This is a genomic window from Candidatus Kryptonium sp., from assembly GCA_025060635.1.
Classification (GTDB): domain Bacteria; phylum Bacteroidota; class Ignavibacteria; order Kryptoniales; family Kryptoniaceae; genus Kryptonium.
This window is the reverse complement of record JANXBN010000002.1, coordinates 12,251-34,605: the sequence shown is the minus strand read 5'-3', so window position 1 is coordinate 34,605 and position 22,355 is coordinate 12,251. Positions and strand designations below refer to the sequence as shown.

General features: G+C 37.4%; 16 protein-coding genes. 3 read left to right on the top strand and 13 right to left on the bottom strand.

Annotated elements, in window-relative coordinates:
• Nucleotides 1-100: 100 nt before the first annotated feature.
• From NZ923_04555 to NZ923_04545, 3 genes are read right to left on the bottom strand one after another with little or no spacing between them, the layout of a single operon-like run.
• On the bottom strand, nucleotides 101-2,353 hold the full coding sequence (locus NZ923_04555) for a T9SS type A sorting domain-containing protein (protein ID MCS7229292.1): 2,253 nt from the start codon (nucleotides 2,351-2,353) through the stop codon (nucleotides 101-103).
• A gap of 23 nt (nucleotides 2,354-2,376) precedes the next feature.
• Nucleotides 2,377-3,366, bottom strand: a complete 990-nt coding sequence (locus NZ923_04550; protein MCS7229291.1) for a DUF3782 domain-containing protein — start codon at nucleotides 3,364-3,366, stop codon at nucleotides 2,377-2,379.
• 13 nt (nucleotides 3,367-3,379) lie between these two features.
• Nucleotides 3,380-5,440, bottom strand: coding sequence for a hypothetical protein (locus tag NZ923_04545; protein ID MCS7229290.1), 2,061 nt, complete (start codon nucleotides 5,438-5,440; stop codon nucleotides 3,380-3,382).
• Between the two features lie 199 nt (nucleotides 5,441-5,639).
• On the opposite strand from NZ923_04545, the gene NZ923_04540 reads away from it, so the two are divergent.
• The 3 genes from NZ923_04540 (at nucleotide 5,640) to NZ923_04530 (ending at nucleotide 9,077) form a co-directional block, all read left to right on the top strand.
• Nucleotides 5,640-8,105 (top strand): heavy metal translocating P-type ATPase, encoded by a 2,466-nt coding sequence (locus NZ923_04540; protein ID MCS7229289.1) that lies wholly within the window; start codon nucleotides 5,640-5,642, stop codon nucleotides 8,103-8,105.
• Between the two features lie 5 nt (nucleotides 8,106-8,110).
• Nucleotides 8,111-8,317 carry a heavy-metal-associated domain-containing protein gene (locus tag NZ923_04535; GenBank protein ID MCS7229288.1) on the top strand — a complete coding sequence of 69 codons (207 nt, stop codon included), beginning with the start codon at nucleotides 8,111-8,113 and terminating at the stop codon, nucleotides 8,315-8,317.
• A 121-nt stretch (nucleotides 8,318-8,438) separates the two neighbouring features.
• The gene (locus NZ923_04530; protein ID MCS7229287.1) at nucleotides 8,439-9,077 is read left to right on the top strand and encodes an MgtC/SapB family protein; all 639 of its coding nucleotides are present in this window, start codon (nucleotides 8,439-8,441) and stop codon (nucleotides 9,075-9,077) included.
• Here NZ923_04530 and NZ923_04525 read toward each other — a convergent pair.
• The 10 genes from NZ923_04525 to NZ923_04480 all read right to left on the bottom strand — a co-directional run bounded on the left by NZ923_04525 (nucleotide 9,067) and on the right by NZ923_04480 (nucleotide 22,218).
• Nucleotides 9,067-9,690, bottom strand: coding sequence for a hypothetical protein (locus tag NZ923_04525; protein MCS7229286.1), 624 nt, complete (start codon nucleotides 9,688-9,690; stop codon nucleotides 9,067-9,069). The genes NZ923_04530 and NZ923_04525 overlap by 11 nt on opposite strands.
• 20 nt (nucleotides 9,691-9,710) lie before the next feature.
• The gene (locus NZ923_04520; protein MCS7229285.1) at nucleotides 9,711-10,493 is read right to left on the bottom strand and encodes a hypothetical protein; all 783 of its coding nucleotides are present in this window, start codon (nucleotides 10,491-10,493) and stop codon (nucleotides 9,711-9,713) included.
• Between the two features lie 18 nt (nucleotides 10,494-10,511).
• On the bottom strand, nucleotides 10,512-11,519 hold the full coding sequence (locus tag NZ923_04515; protein ID MCS7229284.1) for a N(4)-(beta-N-acetylglucosaminyl)-L-asparaginase: 1,008 nt from the start codon (nucleotides 11,517-11,519) through the stop codon (nucleotides 10,512-10,514).
• A gap of 85 nt (nucleotides 11,520-11,604) precedes the next feature.
• Nucleotides 11,605-12,225, bottom strand: a complete 621-nt coding sequence (locus tag NZ923_04510) for an endonuclease III (GenBank protein ID MCS7229283.1) — start codon at nucleotides 12,223-12,225, stop codon at nucleotides 11,605-11,607.
• Between the two features lie 161 nt (nucleotides 12,226-12,386).
• The gene (locus tag NZ923_04505; GenBank protein MCS7229282.1) at nucleotides 12,387-13,076 is read right to left on the bottom strand and encodes a DUF4292 domain-containing protein; all 690 of its coding nucleotides are present in this window, start codon (nucleotides 13,074-13,076) and stop codon (nucleotides 12,387-12,389) included.
• Entirely contained in the window at nucleotides 13,063-14,802 is a 1,740-nt protein-coding gene (locus NZ923_04500; protein MCS7229281.1) for a tetratricopeptide repeat protein, read from the bottom strand. The genes NZ923_04505 and NZ923_04500 overlap by 14 nt, the downstream gene beginning before the upstream one ends.
• Before the next feature lie 82 nt (nucleotides 14,803-14,884).
• Nucleotides 14,885-15,676, bottom strand: a complete 792-nt coding sequence (locus NZ923_04495) for an SAM-dependent chlorinase/fluorinase (GenBank protein MCS7229280.1) — start codon at nucleotides 15,674-15,676, stop codon at nucleotides 14,885-14,887.
• 116 nt (nucleotides 15,677-15,792) lie between these two features.
• Nucleotides 15,793-18,969, bottom strand: coding sequence for a TonB-dependent receptor (locus NZ923_04490; protein MCS7229279.1), 3,177 nt, complete (start codon nucleotides 18,967-18,969; stop codon nucleotides 15,793-15,795).
• Between the two features lie 104 nt (nucleotides 18,970-19,073).
• Nucleotides 19,074-20,591 carry an NADH-quinone oxidoreductase subunit N gene (locus NZ923_04485; GenBank protein MCS7229278.1) on the bottom strand — a complete coding sequence of 506 codons (1,518 nt, stop codon included), beginning with the start codon at nucleotides 20,589-20,591 and terminating at the stop codon, nucleotides 19,074-19,076.
• A gap of 22 nt (nucleotides 20,592-20,613) precedes the next feature.
• On the bottom strand, nucleotides 20,614-22,218 hold the full coding sequence (locus NZ923_04480) for an NADH-quinone oxidoreductase subunit M (GenBank protein ID MCS7229277.1): 1,605 nt from the start codon (nucleotides 22,216-22,218) through the stop codon (nucleotides 20,614-20,616).
• Between the last annotated feature and the right edge of the window lie 137 nt (nucleotides 22,219-22,355).

Sequence of the window (22,355 nt, the reverse complement as noted above, 5' to 3'; positions counted from 1 at the left end):
TCCGACATTTTATTCCAGTGTGTGAATCATTATTAGGTTTCAGAATTTTTGAAAACAGGGCGAAGCGATCTATTTAATGTCGCTTCGCCCCAAAACAAGCTTATTTTAACAACATCATCTTTTTCACATCCACAAAATTCTCTGCTTTCAAAACATAGAAATAAACACCACTTGATATTTTCGGATTTTCAAATCTAACTCTATAAGAGCCAGCGTTTTGAACTTCATCAACAAGCGTTGCTACTTCTCTGCCAAGAACATCATAAACCTTCAGTGTTACATGAACTCGCTTTGGCAATTTGTATTCAATATAAGTTGATGGATTAAATGGATTCGGATAGTTTTGCAAAAGTTCAAATTTCTCAGGTATTTCAGAGTTATAAGCGACAACGACTTTTGTTATCGTTCCGAAATCCTCATCGCTGCGCGGTTCAATCTTGTAGTTGTTGAATGAAAAATGAAGTATCCCTTGCAAATAACTTATTCTATTCCCGACATAAAGGATTCTGTAGCCATATGCTGTATCTGGTGGATAATTTGAGAATTTATAACCTCCATCATCGTTCACTCTGCATCCGCCTGTCCCATCATCAACAACGAACTCTCTGAATGTTCCGCCATTTCTATCTGGATCAACATCTGTGATTAATACATTTACAAATCGTATTAGCATATTCTCCCACTTTTCTGCGCTTTCCGTTCCATTAGGTTTATTCCCCACATCACCAGTTCTGACAACAACAGCTGGATAAACTGGTCTATTTCTTGCTATGATTCTTACGCTATCAACGACAATTTCAGTCACATTATTTCGCTCCCTTACAGTTCCAATTACTTCAACGCTATCTCCTCTTCTTAAAACATAACTTCTGCTACCAAACAAACGAATTCCACTCCATGCGCTCGTGTCATCTTGGATATAAACACGATATTGTTCCTTTGATCCAGGATTTAAGAGCGGTGGCTCTGTTGGGAAATCATTTGTATCAGCAACGACAATACCTCTTACTTTGACTCTTAAATCCCAAAATCCAGTGTTTCCATTTCTCAATATTGTATATTGCAAATCTCTTATCTTTAGCTCACCATCCTTCACAAAGTAGAAATAAATGTTCTGCGATGTATCACCCGGGAGTTGAGTGGTTTGCCCTTTTGAATCTCTGGCTCTAAAGAAATACCTAACCAAAGAACCATTAGGTTGCGGTGGTATTATTCCTTCCCATAATGTATCACCGCTGATCTTTGACATCAAAACTTCTCTAAATGAACCATAATTTACGCTGTAAAGAAGTCTTACAGTGTCAATTACAACGCCTGGAGTTGGATCCGTTACTTTAACGATCGCTCTTATCTTTACTGGATCGGTGCTTGATGGTAAGGCTGGTTCTCTTTTTTGCGGTGTTGTAAATGCATAATTTATTTCTGGAGCATAAGATAATATTTTTACATCATCAGGATAAAGCGGGGTAATTGCATAACCACTACCAACACCCACTATAACACCACGGATATATTCAAGTTTCGTCCCAATTGGTGGAGGAGTCCAGTTAGGATTAAATGCTCCTGAACCACCTCTGAAATGTCTGGAACCATCATAAACTTGAATAACATTTCCAGAATCATCACCAATCCACCAAGTCCATCTACCACCGACTGTTCCACTACGATTGACAACTGAAACATTCCTTATTATCACATACACATCTTCCCATCTCTCTCCGTTTGAAAAGTTTATACGATGTCCCCCAACTGAAGCGTTACCTCTTACGAAATCTGAAACTCTAACTTCAACAGGTTCGGGTCTGCTCAGTTTCCAATCAATAACTTCTATTGGGATTATTTGCCCCGTCCGTGGATCTGGTATAACCGTAAATAATTCCGTGTATCCAGTGCTTGACGATGCGGGAAATTCCTCAACTCTTCCGACAATTTTTACAACCATTCCAGTATCAAGAACTTGAATTCCAGTCGCTTGCGTATTTGCAGAAGTCGTATCATTTGCAAGAACAATGATACCACTCCAAGGTCCACCAGCGGTATCCTGAATAAAAACAACATACCTATTTCCAAGCGTATACATTTGCGGACGATTCATAACTATCCCAACGACAGTGAAAGTGTCTCCGTATTGAGTTGCAGAAATTGGAGGAACATACCAATATCTTGAGTCCTCAATCCAATGTGGAAAAGCAGTGGAGTTGAAAGCAACTCCAGCAGCTTGCAAACTATCAGCTTTCCTTAATGAATCAGGATGAACCCACTGAATTTCTTGAATTGGAACAAGTCGGAATGGACTTTGTGAAAGAGCTACTGTTGAAACTAAAAATGCGATGATTAAAGCTAATTTTTTCATCTTTGCCTCTTTGAATTTATTTGTTATTTTTCAAATTCCTCTTCTTCTGCTTCTGGTGTTATGATGTTGATGTTTTCGTCTCTTAACAAAACGACGGATTCAGCAGACGCACTTGCAGATATCACATACGCTGGAACTTCCTTACCGGTCTCTTTTCTATATGCTTTAATTTTTTCAGCTATTCTTTCCGCTTTTTTCTTATTCATTGAAGCGGAAACCTCAACGATCACTTCCTTTGCGTCCGATATTACGATATCAATTTCCGATTCTTTATCATCATACTTTATCTTTCGCTTTTCAACTTTATATTCAAGCCCAAATAGAGATTTCAAAATCTCTTCATAAGCTTTTCTGAACATATCTTCTGTCATAATTCCCCATCTTGCACCTATATTGCCTATTGTAACCTTAAGCTTATAAACCGCATCGGAGAGTCGTGCAAATTCAACTTTCATATCTCCCATCTCTTTAACAAGCCCGCCAACAGTTATTTTTAACTCATAAACTTCTTTTACCAACATTTCAATCGCTTTTGAATGCTCTTCCAGCTTCCGTGCATGCTCTTCAAGTATCTGCGAATGTCTCTCCTGTCCTCTGATCAATTCCTCAAGTATCTGCGAATGTCTATCTACTTTCTCGCTTAACTCTCTTATTGCTTTCGCATGTTCCTCAAGTATCTGCGAATGTCTTTCCTGTCTTTCACTTAACTCTCTTATTGCTTTCGCATGCTCTTCAAGTATCTGCGAATGTCGCTCCTGTCCTCTAATCAATTCCTCAAGTATCTGCGAATGTTTATCAATTTTCTCGGTTAATTCCTTTATCACTCGTGAATGCTCTTCCTGTCGCTCCAAAATTTCGTTTATACCTTTCAATATATAATTATACTCCTGCCTTGATGGAAAATACTCAAGCAACATAGCAAATAGTCTCTGTCTAAAAGCACTGTCTGACTCTATTATCTCAGGCAATTTTTTTATTATCTCTTCAGCTTTTGTCTCTTTTTTTGTTCTCACGACTTTCGCTCGTTTATTTAATTATTACAAACTTACCTCGTTTGATTTCGCCTGTCTCAAGATCTTTAACTGTAAAAAGATAAAGTCCAGTTGCTATTGCTTGATCATATTTTGAAATCAAATCCCAGGCATGCTCTCCACCTGAAAATTTTTGAGTTCCATCTCCATAAACCTGAAACCATTGGATATCTGTTCCAGTGTATGTATCAGCATCATGAATGAATCTATCAACTATATCACCGGCAAGTGTGTAAATAGTTATTTCGCATTTTCTCGGCAAATTGTAAAAGTAAATTTTCCTTTCTCGCTCTCCACCAGTGCCATCCCATATTGCTCTTGCATAGTATGGATTTGGATAAACACCAACTTCTTTTGATTTATCCGATGTAGGTGGTGAACCCGGTATAACTCGGCGCATAACCCTAACGCTTGATTGACTTGGTATATTATTATCCGGATCGCCTTCATCAAATGCTTCAACTCCAAAAATATATTGCCATCCATTTAACAAGTTCTCAACAGTAAATTTGTAATAATATCGCACTGTATCATCTGGGAAAGTTACTGGTGTCTGAAGTTTAATAGACCCAAATCCTGTGTTAAAACCAACATCGTTACCTAACTTATCAAACTCTGCAATCAAAATATATGGCTCTTCACCTGCTCTAACAAATCCAATGTCAAACCCAAGTTTTGTCATATAAATTCTGTAACCTTCAAAATCTTTCCTATTTAGGACTGGATCAACAACATCTTCAACCGACCTATCCCAGTAAATATCAACTTTTCTATCACCAGGGACAACTTTAACTTTCGGAGGGGGCAAAATCGTTGGGAAAATAAATCTCGTAATTTTTCCATTTCCATCTAAATCCTCCCCTGGATCAAGAATTCCATTTCCATTTCTATCTTCACCGTTATAAGTTTTCTGAGCCCATATTGCACTTTCAATAAGCAACTTTTTACTCAATGGTGTATCATCTCTTTGCGGATCGTCACCATATTTTTTCGCACATATTACAGCGAAAGCGACACTTACCGAATCACCCGGATACAATGTCGGAAAAGGACCAGCTGAAATAAGCGTGTATCTATTCCCTGGGCTCTTTAGGCTCGGAATTTTTGCAGATGGAAATTGAATACGCATTTTATCATACCTTTGCTGATCATTCGCAGGTGAAATTAAATCCGGATCTCCTGTACTTGCCCTAAATTGCCAAACCTGATAAACTGTATATCTGTTCAAGCTATCAAGATGCCCACCAAGCAATGGTTCTGTTCCCAAAAGTTTAATTCCGATGTAGCTATCGGTTTGACCATCCGTAGGTCTATTTTCAGCATCAAAAGCGTAATGCAATCTTAAACTATCTATATAACCAAGACCAGTTCCAGAGTAAAAAACAGAACCCTCAGCAGGAAATCTATAATTTGTATTCCTTACAACAAGATCTGTAACAAGTCCAACATATAAACTCTCAATCGCAACATTTGTAACATTTTTTATCTTGAAATTTAAAATCACGAAATTGTCCGCGATTGAATACTGCCAAGCGTATGTCTCAAAACGAACCGAAACTCCAAGTGGGTTATGTCCTGAGATTGGCTCTCCCGTCAATGGATTTATTGTATTTGTATCTGTAAAATCACAATAAAAATCCTGATGGCTTATGGCATCAGGGCTGTAATATCTTGATTCAAGCAAGCTTGAACGCTCATACAAACCCTGATCAATTCGCTGTGTAAATTCACTTGAAAAACGCCTATCGTGAGTAGCTGTTGTAACGGTTAGTCCGCTCTTGCCATAACCTCCAACCCATAAACCACCGTTGAAAAGATGTTCAATTCTCGTCCTAACTGGCTTAATCGGGAACTCACACGATGGCTGAGATGGCCAAAACGATGGATTAAATCCATTGCCAATTTGCCCATACGAATTAACCGCAAGACCAATTCTTCCAATGTTCGTTGAGCGGTTATCCTGGGGCTTCTGCGCAAGAATTAATGAAGGTAGAAGAAGCAACAGCAAAAGTTTTTTCATCGTCGGATAAAAGTTATATTTTTTCTTCGCAAACACAAATTTAAAAAATCCAATCGTTTTAAAAAAATTATCCATCCAAAAATAGCAAAAGCATTAAAAACGGTCGGAAAATCACTAAAGAAATGTCTTTTCCATCCAAAGTTATTGCCCCAACCTTGAAGATTTTCCATCTCAAATTGATTTTTTACGACTGAAAACTTATATTTGAAAAAAGATTATACGAAACCTCGGGAAAATGAAAGAACAGAGCAAAGAAATAGAGAAAGGCAAAGAGAGTAAACTTTTAAGGATTGATATTCCAATTGTCGGAATGACCTGCGCCAGCTGCGTCTTGAAAGTTCAAAACAACCTCCTAAAGATCCCGGGCGTGAAAAATGCAAGTGTTAATTTAGTAACTGAAAAAGCAACAATTGAAGTTGAACAAGAAAAACAGGTAAATCTAAAAGATATAATACAGTCGGTAAAATCCATTGGTTATGATGTAGCTATACAAAAGATAAATTTCCCAGTTGAAGGACTTTCTACTGCCTCCGTATCTCATATTGAAAAGACCATTTTAAAGATAAATGGCGTTATAAATGTTTCAGTAAATCCCGCTGTTGGAACTGTGACAACTGAATTCATCCCAACTCTCGTTACACCTGAAAACATAAAAGAAGAATTAGAAAAATTTGGTTATAAAGTTCCTCAACTCCCTGAAGAAGAAATAGAACTTTACGATGAAATCGTAAGAAAGCGTGAGTTTGAAGACCTCAAAAAAAGATTCATCGTCAGCGCAATTCTTACTGGATTTATTCTGATTGATATGGTGTCGCATCTTTTTTATCATACTGAAGATAGAACTTTCATTAACTATATTCTCTTCGCCCTCACAACTCCCGTGATCTTCTACGGCGGTGGTAAATTTTTTAAAAGTTTCCTATCTGGAATTCGGCACTTATCAATGGATATGAACACACTAATAGCAATTGGCACTGGCTCCGCATATATTTACAGCACCGTTGCAACATTTTATCCTAAAATTTTTGAATTAACTGGAAAAACATCTGATGTTTATTATGAAACATCCGCTGTTATAATTACATTCGTTCTCCTGGGGCGACTTCTTGAAGCGAGGGCAAAATCTCAAACAACCGAAGCAATTAAAAAACTTTCTACCCTACAACCGCAAACCGCAACGATAATTAAAGAAGGCAAACAAATAGTTGTCCCAATTAAAGAAGTAAGAGTAGGTGATATAGTTCTCGTTAAACCCGGTGAGAGAATACCTGTTGATGGTGTAATAATTGAAGGTTACGCTTCTGTTGATGAGTCAATTATAACTGGAGAAAGCATGCCAGTTGAGAAAAAGCCAGGCGATTTGGTCATAGGTTCAACTCTTAATAAAGCTGGAAGTTTTAAATTTAAAGTGAACAATGTAGGAAAAGATACATTACTTGCGAAAATAATTCAACTGGTTAAGGACGCACAAGCGACAAAACCACCAGTGCAAAAACTTGCTGATAAAGTCGCAGCAGTTTTCGTCCCAATTGTGATTGGAATAGCATTTTTAAGCTTTTTAATCTGGTATCTCTCTGGATATAGTTTCACATTTGCACTTATGAATTTTATTTCTGTTTTAATTGTCGCCTGTCCATGTGCACTTGGACTTGCAACTCCAACCGCAATAGTTGTAGCAACTGGCAAATCAGCTGAATATGGCGTTTTAATAAAAAATGCACAAGCACTTGAAATTGCAAACAAAATTAACATGGTCGTATTTGATAAAACTGGAACAATAACCTATGGAAAACCTGAAGTAACGGACATCATAAAACTCGGCAACATATCAGAAAACGAGCTTTTGAGATTCTCCGCGTCTGTTGAACGAAATTCAGAACATCCTCTTGCAGAAGCCATAGTAAGATATGCGAAGTTAAGAAACCTAAAACTTTTAGAACCCAAAAACTTCTTCTCAATCCCAGGGCAAGGTGTTTTTGCCAATGTTGATTCAAACGAAGTTGCGGTTGGCAACACAACTTTCATGAAAAACTTAAACATTGAAACCCAAAGCTACGAAAGAATCATTGATCTCTTGACAAATCAAGGTAAGACATCAGTATTTATTGCTATTAATCGTAAAATAGCTGGAATAATTGCAGTTGCAGATACGATAAAGCATGATGCCAAATCTACAATTTTAAATCTCAAGAAACTCGGAATTGATATAGCGATTTTGAGCGGAGACAATTACAAAACGACAAAAGCAATAGCCAATCAAATTGGTGTTGATAAAATTTTCGCGGAAGTTTTGCCCGAACAAAAATCAGAAAAAATAGAAGAACTCAAAAATTCTGGATACATAGTTGCAATGGTTGGAGATGGCGTGAATGATGCTCCAGCGCTTGCGAAAGCAGATGTGGGGATTGCAATTGGTTCAGGGACAGATATTGCCTCAGCAACAGCAGATATGATCCTGATGAAAGATGACATAAAGGGAGTTTACCAAGTGATAAAACTCTCAGCGAAAACCTACAAAATAATAAAAGAAAATCTTTTCTGGGCTTTCTTTTATAATGTGATTCTAATCCCAATCGCTGCCGGCATTTTATACCCAGTAGCTGGGATTTCTCTTAAGCCAATCTTTGCCTCAATTTCAATGTCACTTAGCTCACTTTTAGTTGTATTAAACTCGTTGAGAATTAAAAAACTAAAGCTATAAATCAAATGAACAAGCTAACTTTAACAGTTGAGGGCATGACCTGCCACCATTGCGAAACGACGGTGGAAAAAGCAGTTAAGCAATTAAAAAATGTCGTGTCAGCAAAAGCTGACCATACAAGTAAAACGCTTGAGATAATTTACACCGGCGAACTCAACTTAGAAGATGTAAAGCAAAAAGTAGAAGAAGCAGGTTATAAAGTTCTTGTTTAAATAACAAATTACATAAAATCATCCTCAGCAACGCTGAGAAAATGACCGAACTTCCTTCTGAAAGCATACATCTTGTGATAATATCAAACCGAAATCTGTCAAATAAATAAAAACATTAAGCATGCAAGAAATACATCTTGATCTTTTCAAGTTTGTCCTTGCCGTTATATTCGGTGGATTAATTGGCCTTGAAAGGGAATTGAAAGGAAAACCCGCCGGATTTAGAACCAATATTCTAATTTGCCTTGGCTCAGCACTTTATACGATTATTTCAATTAAAATCTCAAACGATCCCGGAAGAATTGCAGCACAAATTGTAACTGGTATTGGATTTATTGGTGCCGGAACAATAATTCAATCTAAGGGAACAATAACAGGAATCACAACCGCGGCAACAATTTTCGTAGTTGCAGCAATTGGATTAGCAATTGGCTCAGGACAAATAATTCTCGCGACAGTTTTTACAGTAATTGTTCTTCTCGTTTTGACATTCCTTACGAATGTAGAAAAAGCACTTCTTGGTAAATGCCATCTAACAACATTATATCTTGAAATCATTGACGAAAAAGGGAAAGGTAGAGCAGAATTAATTGAAATTCTTTCAGAACATGAAATAAAACCCAATCAATACCATCTGGTGGAAGAAAATGGTATACTAAAAATTAGTATATCATACTGTGATAAACATCCTTCACACCATCGCTTTTTATCTGAACTCTTGAAGATACCTTACATAAAGGAGATCAAAACTAAAGCTTGATCTGAACACCTGCTTGAACTCCAAGCCACTGAAAACCACTCGCTTGTTCAAGCCGTAACGCAAGAGTTTGCCACATTTCACCAACAACTATTTGATACCTTGCACTTAAATTTAGAGATAAATTTCTAATGACTTTAAGCTCCATTCCACCTCCACCCCAAAATCCCCCACTCCAATCCTGATATCTCCGCTCTGCTACATAATCAATAACATTACCGCTTGAGTCCTTGAAATAGTATTCACCTCGTAAACCAAACCAACGGTATAAACCTGCGCCAATAACTCCATAGAAGTTCAAAAAATAAACTCTATAAACAGAATGTCTGTATTCAGCACCAAGACCGTAAATTTTTAGCTCTAAACTCAAATCTTTGTAATATAGCTTATCCGTATTTTCGCGATAAAATTTGTAATACTCAATCCTACCTGCAACAAAGGAGTTTTCTTGATTTGCTTGTCCGATGTAAACTGTTCCAGAGTAATGCCTATCAAACCAACCTGAAAACCCACCGATCGGAAGAATATAAATTCCCTCAACCCCAGCAGAAAATTGAGAGTATGAGGCAAGAGATGAAACCAAAACAAGAATTAAAATAATTTTGCCTCTTTTCATCTCACTTTAAAATTAAATTTTCAATAATTAAATGCAAAACCAGCTGTTAATTTAAAAACATCTCTCAAGACGAAGTTTTTATAAGATTCCCCAACGCCACCGAGCACAATCTTTCCAAATTCAACTCTTTCTATTTTATTTATGCTTGGATAATGCTCAAATTCAAAGCCAAATGTAAAAGATGCGATCTTCGTCAGCCTAAATCCAGCCTCAAACTTAACCCCCAAATTCAAAACAGTTCCCTTCTTACTCGGTGCGTTGTTTTTGAAAGAATACTGAAACACATAAGTTTCTCCACCAGAAAGATTCGGAAATCTTTTCCACCATGTCTCATTTAGCCAGAAAGCTCTTTCATAAAAAGTTAAACCGAGGACAAAACCAGTAAGAAATGTGAATTTGCCAAAACTAAAATCCCTACCAAAGTAGATTTTTACAGGCAAAACATATAATCTCTGTTCAGGATTCAAATTAACAGCATAGTTTGAATCAGCTATAAGCGAGCGAACGTGACTGCGATACCAAATTCGCCAATAGTCCCAGTTCCATCTTTCAATCGTCATTGAATCCGATGGCTCAATTTTGAGGTCTCTGTATCCAGAAATGAAACCAAATTTCCACTTTGATCTCTGATCAAGTTTAAACTTTAACTCACCCGAAAAACCAAAACCTGTTGCTTTATTGACATAATTTATCCCCTTGAGCCCATAAGATAGATCTGAACCAAGTGCTATGCTTTCAAGCTTAACCTGTGAAAAAAGTTGAGATGATAAAATTAAAACCAAGGTAATAATTTCAAACCTCATTTTTCAAACCGTTAAATTTTAAATTAAATTTGGTGCGTCAAGAAATTGGTTCTTTCCATCTTTATAAAGCGCATATTGAAATCCCTTTCTCAAGCCCATCGCACCAATTTCGCCTCTTAGATTGACAGCTATGAATGCAACTTGAAAGTTCGGATCCTTGTCAATCCACTTTTTATTGACTTTTAGGACTCGTTTCAATGTTTCTTCCACCGCTTTTTGCGGATGCATCCCATTTCTCATATATTCAACCACAAGAAAACTTCCACAAGTTCTTATCACTGCTTCTCCCACACCTGTTGATCCTGCTGCTCCAACTTCACCATCAACATATAATCCAGCTCCAATTATTGGTGAATCACCAACTCTGCCATGGATTTTCCAAGCAAGTCCGCTTGTTGTAACTGCTCCAGCAACTCTTCTTTGTTTGTCAAGAGCAAGCATTGCGATTGTATCATGGTTTTCTTCCGGCGAGAGCCAATTATCGCTTTGACTCATTTTTCTTCGCCATTCAAGCCATCTTTTTCTTGCTTCATCTGTTAACAAATCAACTTCTGGAAATCCCATCAACTTCGCAAACCTATCTGCGCCCTCGCCAACTATGAAAACATGTTTTGTTAATTCCATCACTTTTCTTGCAACAGACACAGGATTTTTGCACTTTTGAACAAATGCAACAGCTCCAGCGTTAAATTCCCAGTCCATTATACAAGCATCAAGCGAAACATGACCGCATTCGTCCGGCAATCCACCATATCCAACGCTCATCACGCTCGGATCGTCTTCTGCTGTTCTTACACCAAGCTCAACCGCATCAAGAGCTGTCCCACCTTCAGATAAAACTTTCACCCCCATCTCATTGGCTTTTATTCCCTGTCTCCAGGTAGAAATTAAAATGGGCAAACTCGCCTGATTTGATTCATAAGCGTATGAGTTGCCAGCAAATTGGAAAATTTTAAATTTTCCAGCTAATACCGCCCCTATTCCGGCAAGTAATGAGCTTTTCAGAAATTCTCTTCTTTTTACCATTGAACTTCAAATTATGTTTTTAAAAAAGTTCACGCTAAAAAATTAAAATTTTCAATTTTAAAACACAAAACTTTCCAGCGGAAATCTAAACCTTGTTCAGAAGGATAAACTCGGCATTTTCACTTTTGATAAGTTTGAGTTTTCCGCTCTTTTTACGATAAAAATTCTTCTTTTCAAAGCCACAAATTCTATAAATTGGGCAAATCCCGCATAAAGGATTCTGGGCTCTGCAAATTGTCCTTCCAAACTTTATCAATCCCGTGTGAAGATGATAAGCAAGCCCTTGAGGGATTAATTTTTGAACGCTCAAAAATGTTTCATCAGGCGTCTTTGTCTTAACTATTCCAACCCTGTTCAAAATCCTGTGAATATGCGTATCAACTGGAAAAACCTCTTTATTAAATCCGAACAACAAAACACAACTGGCGGTTTTCAATCCAACTCCCTCAAATGAAGTTAAAAATTTCAATCCTTCATCAACTGAAAGATCTTTAAGGAAAGAAAGATCAAAATTCCCACGTTTTTCCTTTAACTTAAGCAGCAACTTTTTAATTCGCTTCGCTTTCTGACGAGCAAGTCCACCAATTTTTATGGCTTTTTCAATTTCCCCGACATTCGCATTTAAAACAGAATCATAATCTGAAAATTTTTCCTTCAAATTTTTAAATGCTCTATGGCTGTTAACATCATTTGTGTTCTGAGACAAAATAGTCGCAATCAAAATGTCAAGTGGATTTGAACTCTCCTGCCGTTCAACTTTGAAAAGCTTCTCAATCTCTTTTGAGATTTTAAGAAGTTTGTTTTTTAATTTGAGGTCAGAATTAGATTTTTTTACCACGCTTTGCTTTAGCTTTGTTGTAAAGAATTTTATCCATTTAGTTCAACTTCAGAAAAACTTAAATAAATCCCCCTGCCGAATTCATCATAAATTTTTATGAGCCGCGGTAGCGTTATCTCTCCAAATTTCTTATATCTTGAATATCTAACCTCAAATATCTTAACACCATCCCTGAAGAGCACATAACTTTCAAGTTCAAATTCAGGATTAAATTTTAAAACAACATCGCTTTTCCCTTCTCTTTTACTGACCATAATCAACTCATTAGCACTAAAATTTTGCACTTCAAATTCTTGAATTCTCGGACAACCTATTAAAATATCAATTAGCTCATCACAAGCGAAATCCACACCCAGATATTTTTTTATGTAGTTGCTTACCTTGCCTTGAATTTTCAAGTCATTGAACCTATCAAAAATTTCAAAATTATCGCAATAAACATGAGCTTCCCCTAAGTCTATTCCAAAAATCGTTTCAACTTTTAAAGTTAAAATATCTGGTCTCACCAAATTTACCTCTATCTTAGCAGTGCCCGAAAGTTCAGGAGAATCAAGTGTTACACTTCCATTTGCGTTCAAAGTTCTAACAAATTTATCTCGCACACTAATCCTTTCCAAGTAAGTTTCAATGTTGTAATCTACAGTGGCTTTTCTGGTTGGAGCACAAGAAATGAAAATAATGGCAAGAATTACGAGGAGAACGGCTTTATATTTGCCCACGCTTTATTTTCTCTTTTAATTTCTCGTTTGATGGATTTTTCTCAAGAGCTTTTTTCCAATATTCAATTGCTTTTTCTTTGTCACCAAGTTTGAAATAAACATCGCCAAGATGCTCTACCACAACGGGACTTCCACCTTTTTCAACTGCTTTTAGTATATATTCTTTTGCTTTCTCGTAGTTTCCAAGTTTAAAATAAACCCAACCTATCGTATCAAGATAAGCTGGATTTTCAGGTTCCTGCTCAACCGCTTTCTTTGCCATCTCAAGAGCAATGTCAAGTTTTTCACCACGCTCTGCAAGTGTATAACTATAATTATTCAAAATAAGATGATTGTTTGGGCTTATCTTTAAACCAAGTTCGTGGAGCGAATCAGATTTACTTGCGTCGCCAATCGCATCGTAAACGAGCGCGAGCGTGCTTATGACATCAATGTTTTTAGGATCAAGCGATAGGGCTTTCTCAAGTGGTTGCACTGCTTCCTTGTTTCGTTCAAGCCGATGATAACCAAGTCCAAGAATGAAGTTAAGGAAAAAATCGTCTGGGAACTTTCCAACGCCGTCCTGCATCCACTTGATAAGTTCTTCAAATTTCCCCATTTCATAAAGAGCAATCCCAATTCCACGCCATGCTTCAACGATTTGTGGATTAATGTTTACAACGATTTTAAACTCATCAAAAGCAGTTTGATTATCCTTTTCGTCTGATGCAATGACCCCAAGCAACCAATGAACTCTCCACTCGCTTGGATGCTTTGAAGATAGATTTTTTAAAATCGCCTTTGCTTCACTCTTCAATATTGTGTCCTTTCCAGCGCTTCTCAACAAACCTTCGGCTACTTGAAGTTTCAGATCAATATCAATAGAATCATCATTTACGATTTTGTTAAAAATTTTCAAAGCGTCATCTTTCTCTCCAAGTTGAAGAAGCACCTCGGCGTATCTTATCTCGGCTTGAACATCTGAAGGTTTAAGTTCAATAAGTTCTGATAAAATCATTTTCGCTTTTTGAAAATCCCCAGCACTTATATAAGTTTCCGCAGTTAACTTACGAAGCTCGTAGTTTGATGGATCTATTTCAATCATCATTTCAAGTGCATGTGCAGATTCAGAGTATTTACCAAGACGAAAAGATAATTCAGCGATTCTTTGAAGAGCGTTCCACTCAGGACCGTAATTTTCAATAATTTTATTATAAAGTTCAAGCGAACGCAAAGGTCTGTTGCTTTCGTAGAGTTGAGCAAGATTAAATAAAGCACCGTAGTTTAAAGAATCAATTTTAAGAATTTTTTCAAGTTCGTTTATCGCTTTCTGGACTTCAAAGGTTTCAATGTAAATATCTGCGAGCGTTTCACGATAGGATATATTTAAAGAGTCAAGTTTAATAGCTTCTTTAGCCATTTGAACTGCGAGAGAATGCTTACCAATTTTTTGATACGCCTTTGCAATTGCGTTATAAATTCCCGGGCTCTTATCATACCGAAGCGCGTCTTGATACTCAAGTATAGCACTTGCATAATCCCCTTTAAGCTCGTAAACTTGACCAGCGATGAAGTGTTCAATCGCTTTGTCTTTGTTCTCAATTCGTCTGTGAGTCAATTCTCTAACCTCATCTCTATCCCTGCTCTGTTCTATCGTTGTCTTTTTAGATGATGAACAACCAGAAGAAAGAAAAACGATCAAGAAACCGGAAACTACAACGAAGACAATTGATTTCAACCTAAACATTTTCAACATTATATGAAGAATTAGGGTTTGTTCTTGCTAAATTTTGTTTCCAAAATAAATTTTACGCGCAAATTTTCAAAATTTATTGTTCTGAATGATTCTTTATCACCTGCTTGATTTTTGCGATAAAATTCTCACCGTAATTTGATTTAAAAAATTCCTTTGCGTTTCCATTGCGAATACCTATCTCAAGCAAATTGCTACTATTTACCAACGCGACAACTTGCCCCGGGTTAACATCAGCATATGTGGTTGAAATTTTCTCAATTATATAGTCCTTAAATCTAACCTCACCTTCAACTTTCCCAAACACCTTCAAATTCGTTATTAAATTCCCGAATCTGTCAATATATACAATCTCCCCGTTATAATCGCCAGGTGATGAGACCTCAATAAAGATTGTTTTAGTCAAGTTCAATTCAGCTTTGCTTCCAAGTTCGTCAATATCCACTCCACGAGAAATGTAAGCAGAAACAGGAGCAAAAATATCTCTGCCGTGAAATGTGGAGCTGACATCTTTAAGGAAATATTCCTTATTTTCAACATAAACTGCCCTCAAAGGTTCAGCTTCGCTTAAAACTAAATCAAGCAAACCATTATCTGGAGCAATGAAAATATGATCTTTGGTTTCAACGGCGATAATTTTTCTTTCACTTCCAACTTTTGGATCAACGACACAAACGAAAATTGTTTTAGGTGGGAAATATCTATAAGCGTTCCATAAAACAAATCCCGCCTCACGAACATTTTGAGGCGAAATCTCGTGACTGATGTCAACTATATTGACGTTTGGATTTATTTTTAAAATTACCGCCTTCATAACGCCGACGAACCAATCTCTATTTCCGAAATCTGTCAACAATGCTATGATCATAGTATACCTCATCAATTTATTTTGATTTGCTATCTAGATGGTTGACCTTACAAAAAATAAAAAAGGGGAGCAGAAAGAGCAAATTTCTGCTCCCCCAAAGCTATAAATTTAAATTTTTAGAATGTATACTTTATCCCAATTTGAGCTTGCCATCTTGAAGCGAGATCAAGCGGAAGCTCACGCACTGGTGTTCCAGTCCAACGGAATCTTGGTTTTCCAGTTGTAGGATCAAGGCTATGGAATGCTAATAAGAATGCTCTTTGGAAGGTAACTGTTTTAACGAGTCCCCAATCTTTGTTCAAGAGGTTTGTAAGGTTCAAAACATCAAATGTTATTTCAAGTTTTTGTCCATAAATCGTTGGTATTTCAATCGCTAATCTCGCATCAACTTGATGCGACCAAGGTCCACGCGCAGCCATCCTTTCGGCGAACTTACCACGATTCTTGCTCAAATATGGATCGCTTTCTATAAACGCGTTCAACTGATCATAGGCAACATTTGTGTAAGGTAAGTTATTTCCAGCAGCGTCAACAAGTATAATATCGTTTCTATCTTTCGGGATATAAACAAGGTCATTTTCAACTTGACCATCGCCATTCACATCACCGCTATATACCCATGAATATGGTTGACCTGACAAACCGTTATAGAATAAACCAAGCGTGACAGCAATCCCAGCGAAGATTTCCTGTCTATATGATAATGCAGTAAGAATTCTATGTCTATAGTCAAATGAAGAGAATGCAAGAGATGGATTGTTCGGATCTATGACATGATTAAATCTCCACTGTGAAAGCGCGATAGAAGCAGTTCCGCTATTCAAATCTTTGGATACACCATAGTTATAGGCAAACTTTGCATAGAAACCATCTCTTATGGCAGGTCTTTCAAGCTGGAATACGATATTGTATGCGTATCCCTTGGTAGTATTAGTTAACAGAATAACATGTGTAAATCTGGTGTTGCGTCTTTGTATATCCCATCTTCTCGTAGCATAATTCCAACGTCCATAAATTGGTCTTCCGTCAGCAAGATAACCTTGAGGTATTAAGTTGATATCTTGATACAAGATATCGTTAACAGTTTTTGTGTATTGAGCTTCAATGCTTCCGATGAAACCAAAGAAAAGTGTTTTATCAATACCTATACTTGCTCTCCAAACTTGAGGAAGTTTGTAATTTGGAGATGTCACATTGATCTCGGTTGTAGCAACTGGTGTGCCTCCTCTTGGCGGATTATATGGATCAGGAACGAAGTCAGGAACAGCTGCTCCAGTTAAGAACAATCTTCCAAATTCTACTCCTGTATTTGAGTATTGATTTGAAATCCAAACATATGGAACACGCCCTGTGAACAACCCAACTCCACCTCGCAATTGAAGCGTCTTATCACCTAGTACATCCCAGTTAATTCCTAATCTCGGACCCCACATAAGTTGATATTTTGGCACTTTGTCTGTTGATATATCATATCCAAGTGGTTTAAATGTTGAATCAACACTTGGATTATAAGCTGGTTTATCTGGGAATGTTGGTACATCAAGTCTGAGCCCGTAAGTCAATCTCAAGCCAGGTCTAACAGTCCATTCATCTTGGACATAAACACCATATTTGATGGCTTTCCACTTCGCCACAGGTTGTGGATTGCCAGGTATATTTGAATATGTTAATTCATACTGAGCTGCCTTTCTTCCAGCAAGAAAATCAGCAAGCGAATTCCAATGATATGCACCAAAGAAATCACGGATAAATAAGTTGCTAAACGAGAATATCTCGTTATGTGTTCCAATAGTGATCGCATGTCCACCACCAACGAAAAATGTCAAGTTATTTGTTATCTCAATTGATCTCTGTTTTAGTTCATTTGCCATACGGAATTTCTCAGAACCAGCGGCGAGATTGTATGTTCTGCCTTGAGCATCTGTGGTTCTAACGCTAACATATGGAAATGCCTGACCATAATATTCTGGATCGTCGTGGATATAGGTATATCCAACTATGAACTCATTTGCGATATTATTTCCAAATAAGCTTCTCAACTGAAGGACGGTTGAATTTGTCCTATTTCTTATTGCATACCTTGTATTCTCAGCATATATAGTTGCAACACTAGGAGCAGGTATCCCAGATGTTGACGGAGGATTATCATCAAAAGCATCAAGATAACTATGTCTTATCGTCAAGCGATGATTTTGGGCAAGGTTGAAATCAAGCTTTACGAATAGCTTATTGCTATGTCTTTGAAACTTTAATGCTTCAAAAGAACCAGTTTCGTAACCATAGCGTGATTTCAAAGCCTCGCGGAATATCCTAACACTATCTGGTGAAACTGTAAAGATATTTGTTCCTATTGTCGGCGCACCAAATACTCGGTTCAACGGCGAAGAATATCTTGTAAGTTCTCCGTTAACGAAAAAGAAGATTTTATTTCTTAAAATAGGACCCCCAATTCTAAAACCTGTTTGATAATCAGTAAAATCTGGATATTTCCTTCTCAAAGTATCAGGGCTTCTGCCAATGAAGTTTTGGTTTCTACCATAGTAGAAAGCAGATCCAGAAAACCTGTTCGTTCCACTTCTTGTAATTACATTAACACCACCACCTGTGAATCCACTTTGACGAACATCATAAGGAGCAATTACAATCTGAAATTCTTCAATTGCTTCCAAGCTTATCGGGGTGACATTTGCTTGTCCAGCTGGCGCGCCAGTTCCACCAAGGCCGAATAAATCGTTATAGTTTGCACCGTCAATTTGGATATTGTTGTAGCGGTTATTTCTACCAGCAGCGCTATATCCGACAAAATAGGGCGAAAGTTTGTAATAGTCCTGAAAACTTCTTGAGATCGTCGGAAGGACATCAATTTGTTGCCTTAAAACATTTGTTGCTGGTCCAGTTCTTGCAGCATTAATAATTCCAGCTCTTTCACCGATAACTTCAACTTCACCAAGTTGAACTGCTTGCTCAGCGAGTCGGAAATTAAGTTCAAGATTTTGCCCAAGAGCGAGAATGACATTTTCAACCTTTTGCTGAGCATATCCGACATATGAAACGGTAATCGTATAAGGACCGCCAACTCTCAAACCAACGAGATTATACCTACCATCAATTCTTGAAATCGCTCCGTAAACCGTTCCACTTGGTTCGTGAACCGCAACTATATTTGCTCCTGGAAGAGGTTCACCTGCTTGAGTAGTTACGATTCCACTTATACTTGCAGTCGTAACACCTTGTCCCCAAAGAAATGAGGTAATAAGAAGGGTTAATCCGAGGAATAATATAATTTGTTTCATCCTTTTGGTTTCCGATTTTTGTTTTTAAATCGGCGTGATCTTTCATCATTAAATTAAAGAAATAAATTTAAATTTTCAATTAAACACAAGTTAAAATTTCGTTATCACTTCAAACCAAACATCGCAACTGAGCCTTGCGCAAGGTCAACGATTGGAGCGAAATAAACACCAAGTAGCAATGTCGGTATCACAAGAATAAGCATTACCAAAATGTGAGCAGGTGAAAAACTAATCGGACTTTTTTCAACTTCAGGATCTCTTAAAAACATATTTCTGACAACGCGAATATAGTAATAAAGGGATATAACGCTATTAATAACGCCAACTATTGCAAGCCATATCACTTTCGCATTTATCAAAGCTGCGAAAACATAAAGTTTTCCAATAAATCCAAATGTCGGTGGTATCCCTGTAAGCGAGACAAGGAAAATCGTTAAAACAATTCCAAGAAATGGCGCACGATAACCAAGTCCCTTGTAGACCTCAATATCTTCGCTCCCGGTCTTTTCAGCGACGAGCATAACACAGTAAAAAGCCCCAAGGTTCATCAATAGATAAGCAAGAAAATAAATCAACATTGCTGAAATTCCATAATTTTGAGCTACGACCGCACCCATAAGTATATAACCAGCATGTGCAATACTTGAATATGCAAGCATTCGTTTCAAGTTATTTTGCCATATGGCAATAATGTTGCCAACTGTCATTGTCAATGCAGATAAAACAGCTATTATCTCCGTCCAAGGCAATCCTTGAATTATCACCCAAGCTCCTTCAATTCCAAGAGTCGCGGTGCGATCTATGAATGTTGTCTTTAAAAATCTCGCAAGCATCGCAAAGCCAGCAGCTTTTGAGCTGACAGAAAGAAAAGCAGTTACAGTTATCGGCGCTCCCTCATAAACATCAGGCGTCCAATAGTGAAATGGAACAGCAGAAATTTTATATCCGAAACCAGCAAGCATCAATATCAAAGAAATCAAAAGAACAATCGGACTATAACCATTCGTTAAAAGCGAAGCATTTACAGCATATATATTAAGTTCTCCCGTTAATCCATAGATAAGCGAAATTCCATAGATCATCAACCCAGAGGATAAGGCACCATAAATAACATATTTCATTGATGCTTCGCTTGAACGCTCCGATTCCTTGATATAACCAGCAAGCACATAAGAGCTAATACTCACAAGCTCAAGCGAAAGATACATCATAATTAAGTTAACAGAGCCAGCCATTAAGAATGCACCAAGCGTTAAAGATAAAATCAAAAAGTAGTATTCACCAGTCCTCCGCCTTGCAGATGTTTCCCTCAGCTCATATGACTGCATAGAAAATATAACGATGATAATCGCTGAAATTATAAATATGAACTTGAAAAAGGTTGAATACGGATCAACAACGAACATCCCTCTGAAAATCTGGTAGCTGCCTCCGTATTGCAAAATGGTAAAGTATAAAGCAACAACTAATCCTGCAAGCGTGGTAAAAGCTCCGATGTTTTTTATCTTCCTTCCAAATATCAGATCAAACAATATCACGAGCGCAAGTGTCACAGTTAAAACGATTTCAGGTATAAAGTTTTTTAACGATTGTGTTAATTCTATTACAAATGAGCCATTCATTTTGATTTTACCATTTTAGTTTTCACGGCATAATTCCAAGTTGCATTCCTGCTTGACCCATCTCCGAGACAAATCTTACAAGGTGATTAACCGATGTATTCATTAACTTGATCAATGGGCTTGGATAAACACCAAGGAAAATAACTATAATTGCAAGCGGAACAAGCGTTACAAGCTCACGAGCGTTGATATCAGGCAGGTTTTTCCATCTTTCGGGCAATTGTCCAAAGAAAAGTCGTTGGGTTGTCCAAAGTATATAACCAGCAGTTATTATCACACCTGTTGCGGAGAAAATCGCAATCCATCTATAAGTTTGGAATGCACCAAGAAACACAAAAGCTTCACTTATGAAGCCACTTAATCCCGGAAGTCCAAGCGCAGCAAAGAAAGCTATTATCACAATTCCAAAATATTTCGGCATTTGATTTGCAAGCCCACCAAATTCATTAAGTCCTCTCGTGTGAGCTCTATCATAAAGCACCCCAACTATTAAGAACAACATCGCCGTGATTGTTCCATGATTAAACATTTGCATTATTGCGCCTGTGACACCTTGCGTGTTAAGTGCAGCCATCCCAAGCACAACATACCCCATATGGCTTATACTTGAATATGCAATGAGCTTTTTGAAATCTTCTTGAGCCATAGCCGCAAGAGCTCCATAAACGATATTTATGAATCCAAGTATAGCCATAGGAAGCGCATACTTTATCATTCCATCTGGAAATATCGGGAAACTTATCCTCAACATTCCGTATGTTCCCATCTTCAAAAGTATACCTGCAAGAATTACACTTATCGGAGTTGGAGCTTCAACATGGGCATCGGGAAGCCAAGTATGAAATGGAACAATTGGAACTTTTATTGCAAAGCCAATGAACAAGGCAATATATGCAATGTATCTCCAAGTTGTGTGCAAACCAGAAAAGATTGAACCAGGTTCATAATTTCTTGGATCCATCATTGCAAGCATGTTAAAGGTATGGATCTTCTCGCCAGTGACAGGATCAATTATACTTGTGCTGAAATACAATCCGATCATAACAAGCAACATTAAAACGCTACCAAGCAAAGTATAGATGAAGAACTTTATCGCAGCGTATTCCCTTCTTGGACCACCCCATATTCCTATAAGGAAATACATTGGCAAAAGCATTACTTCCCAAAAGATGTAGAACAAGAAGAAATCAAGAGCGACAAAAACACCCATCATTCCAGTGTCAAGCAGAAGATAAAGCGCATAATAACCTTTCGTCTTTGGCAATTCCCACGACGCTATTGCACCGAGAAATGATATCAAAGCAGTAAGGACAACCATCGGCATGCTTAATCCATCAACCCCAAGGAAATACTCAATCACAATTCTTCCAAACCACGCAACTCCAGAAACATCAATCCATCTGTATTTCTCTACAAATTGAAATCCTTCAAGCGTATTTACGCCAGCAAGATCAAATCTGTAATTTAAAAGCAAAACAACTGCAAGTATAACCTGAAGACCTGTCGTGACAACAGAAATCCATTTTATCAATGTTTCTCGCCCTCTTGGAACGAGAAGGACTAATATCATCCCAAGGATCGGCAAGAACACAATCCAAGTTAAAATTCCGATTCCAAGTATTTGCATTTATTCTTCCTTGCTTTATTTTTGTTTTGAATTCTTTTTGAGAAAGAGCACGATAAACCTTAGCACGCTTTTTGACATCACAAACTCATTTTTAGAATCTCTCTCAATTTCAACGAAATAACTGCAACAGCTTCATT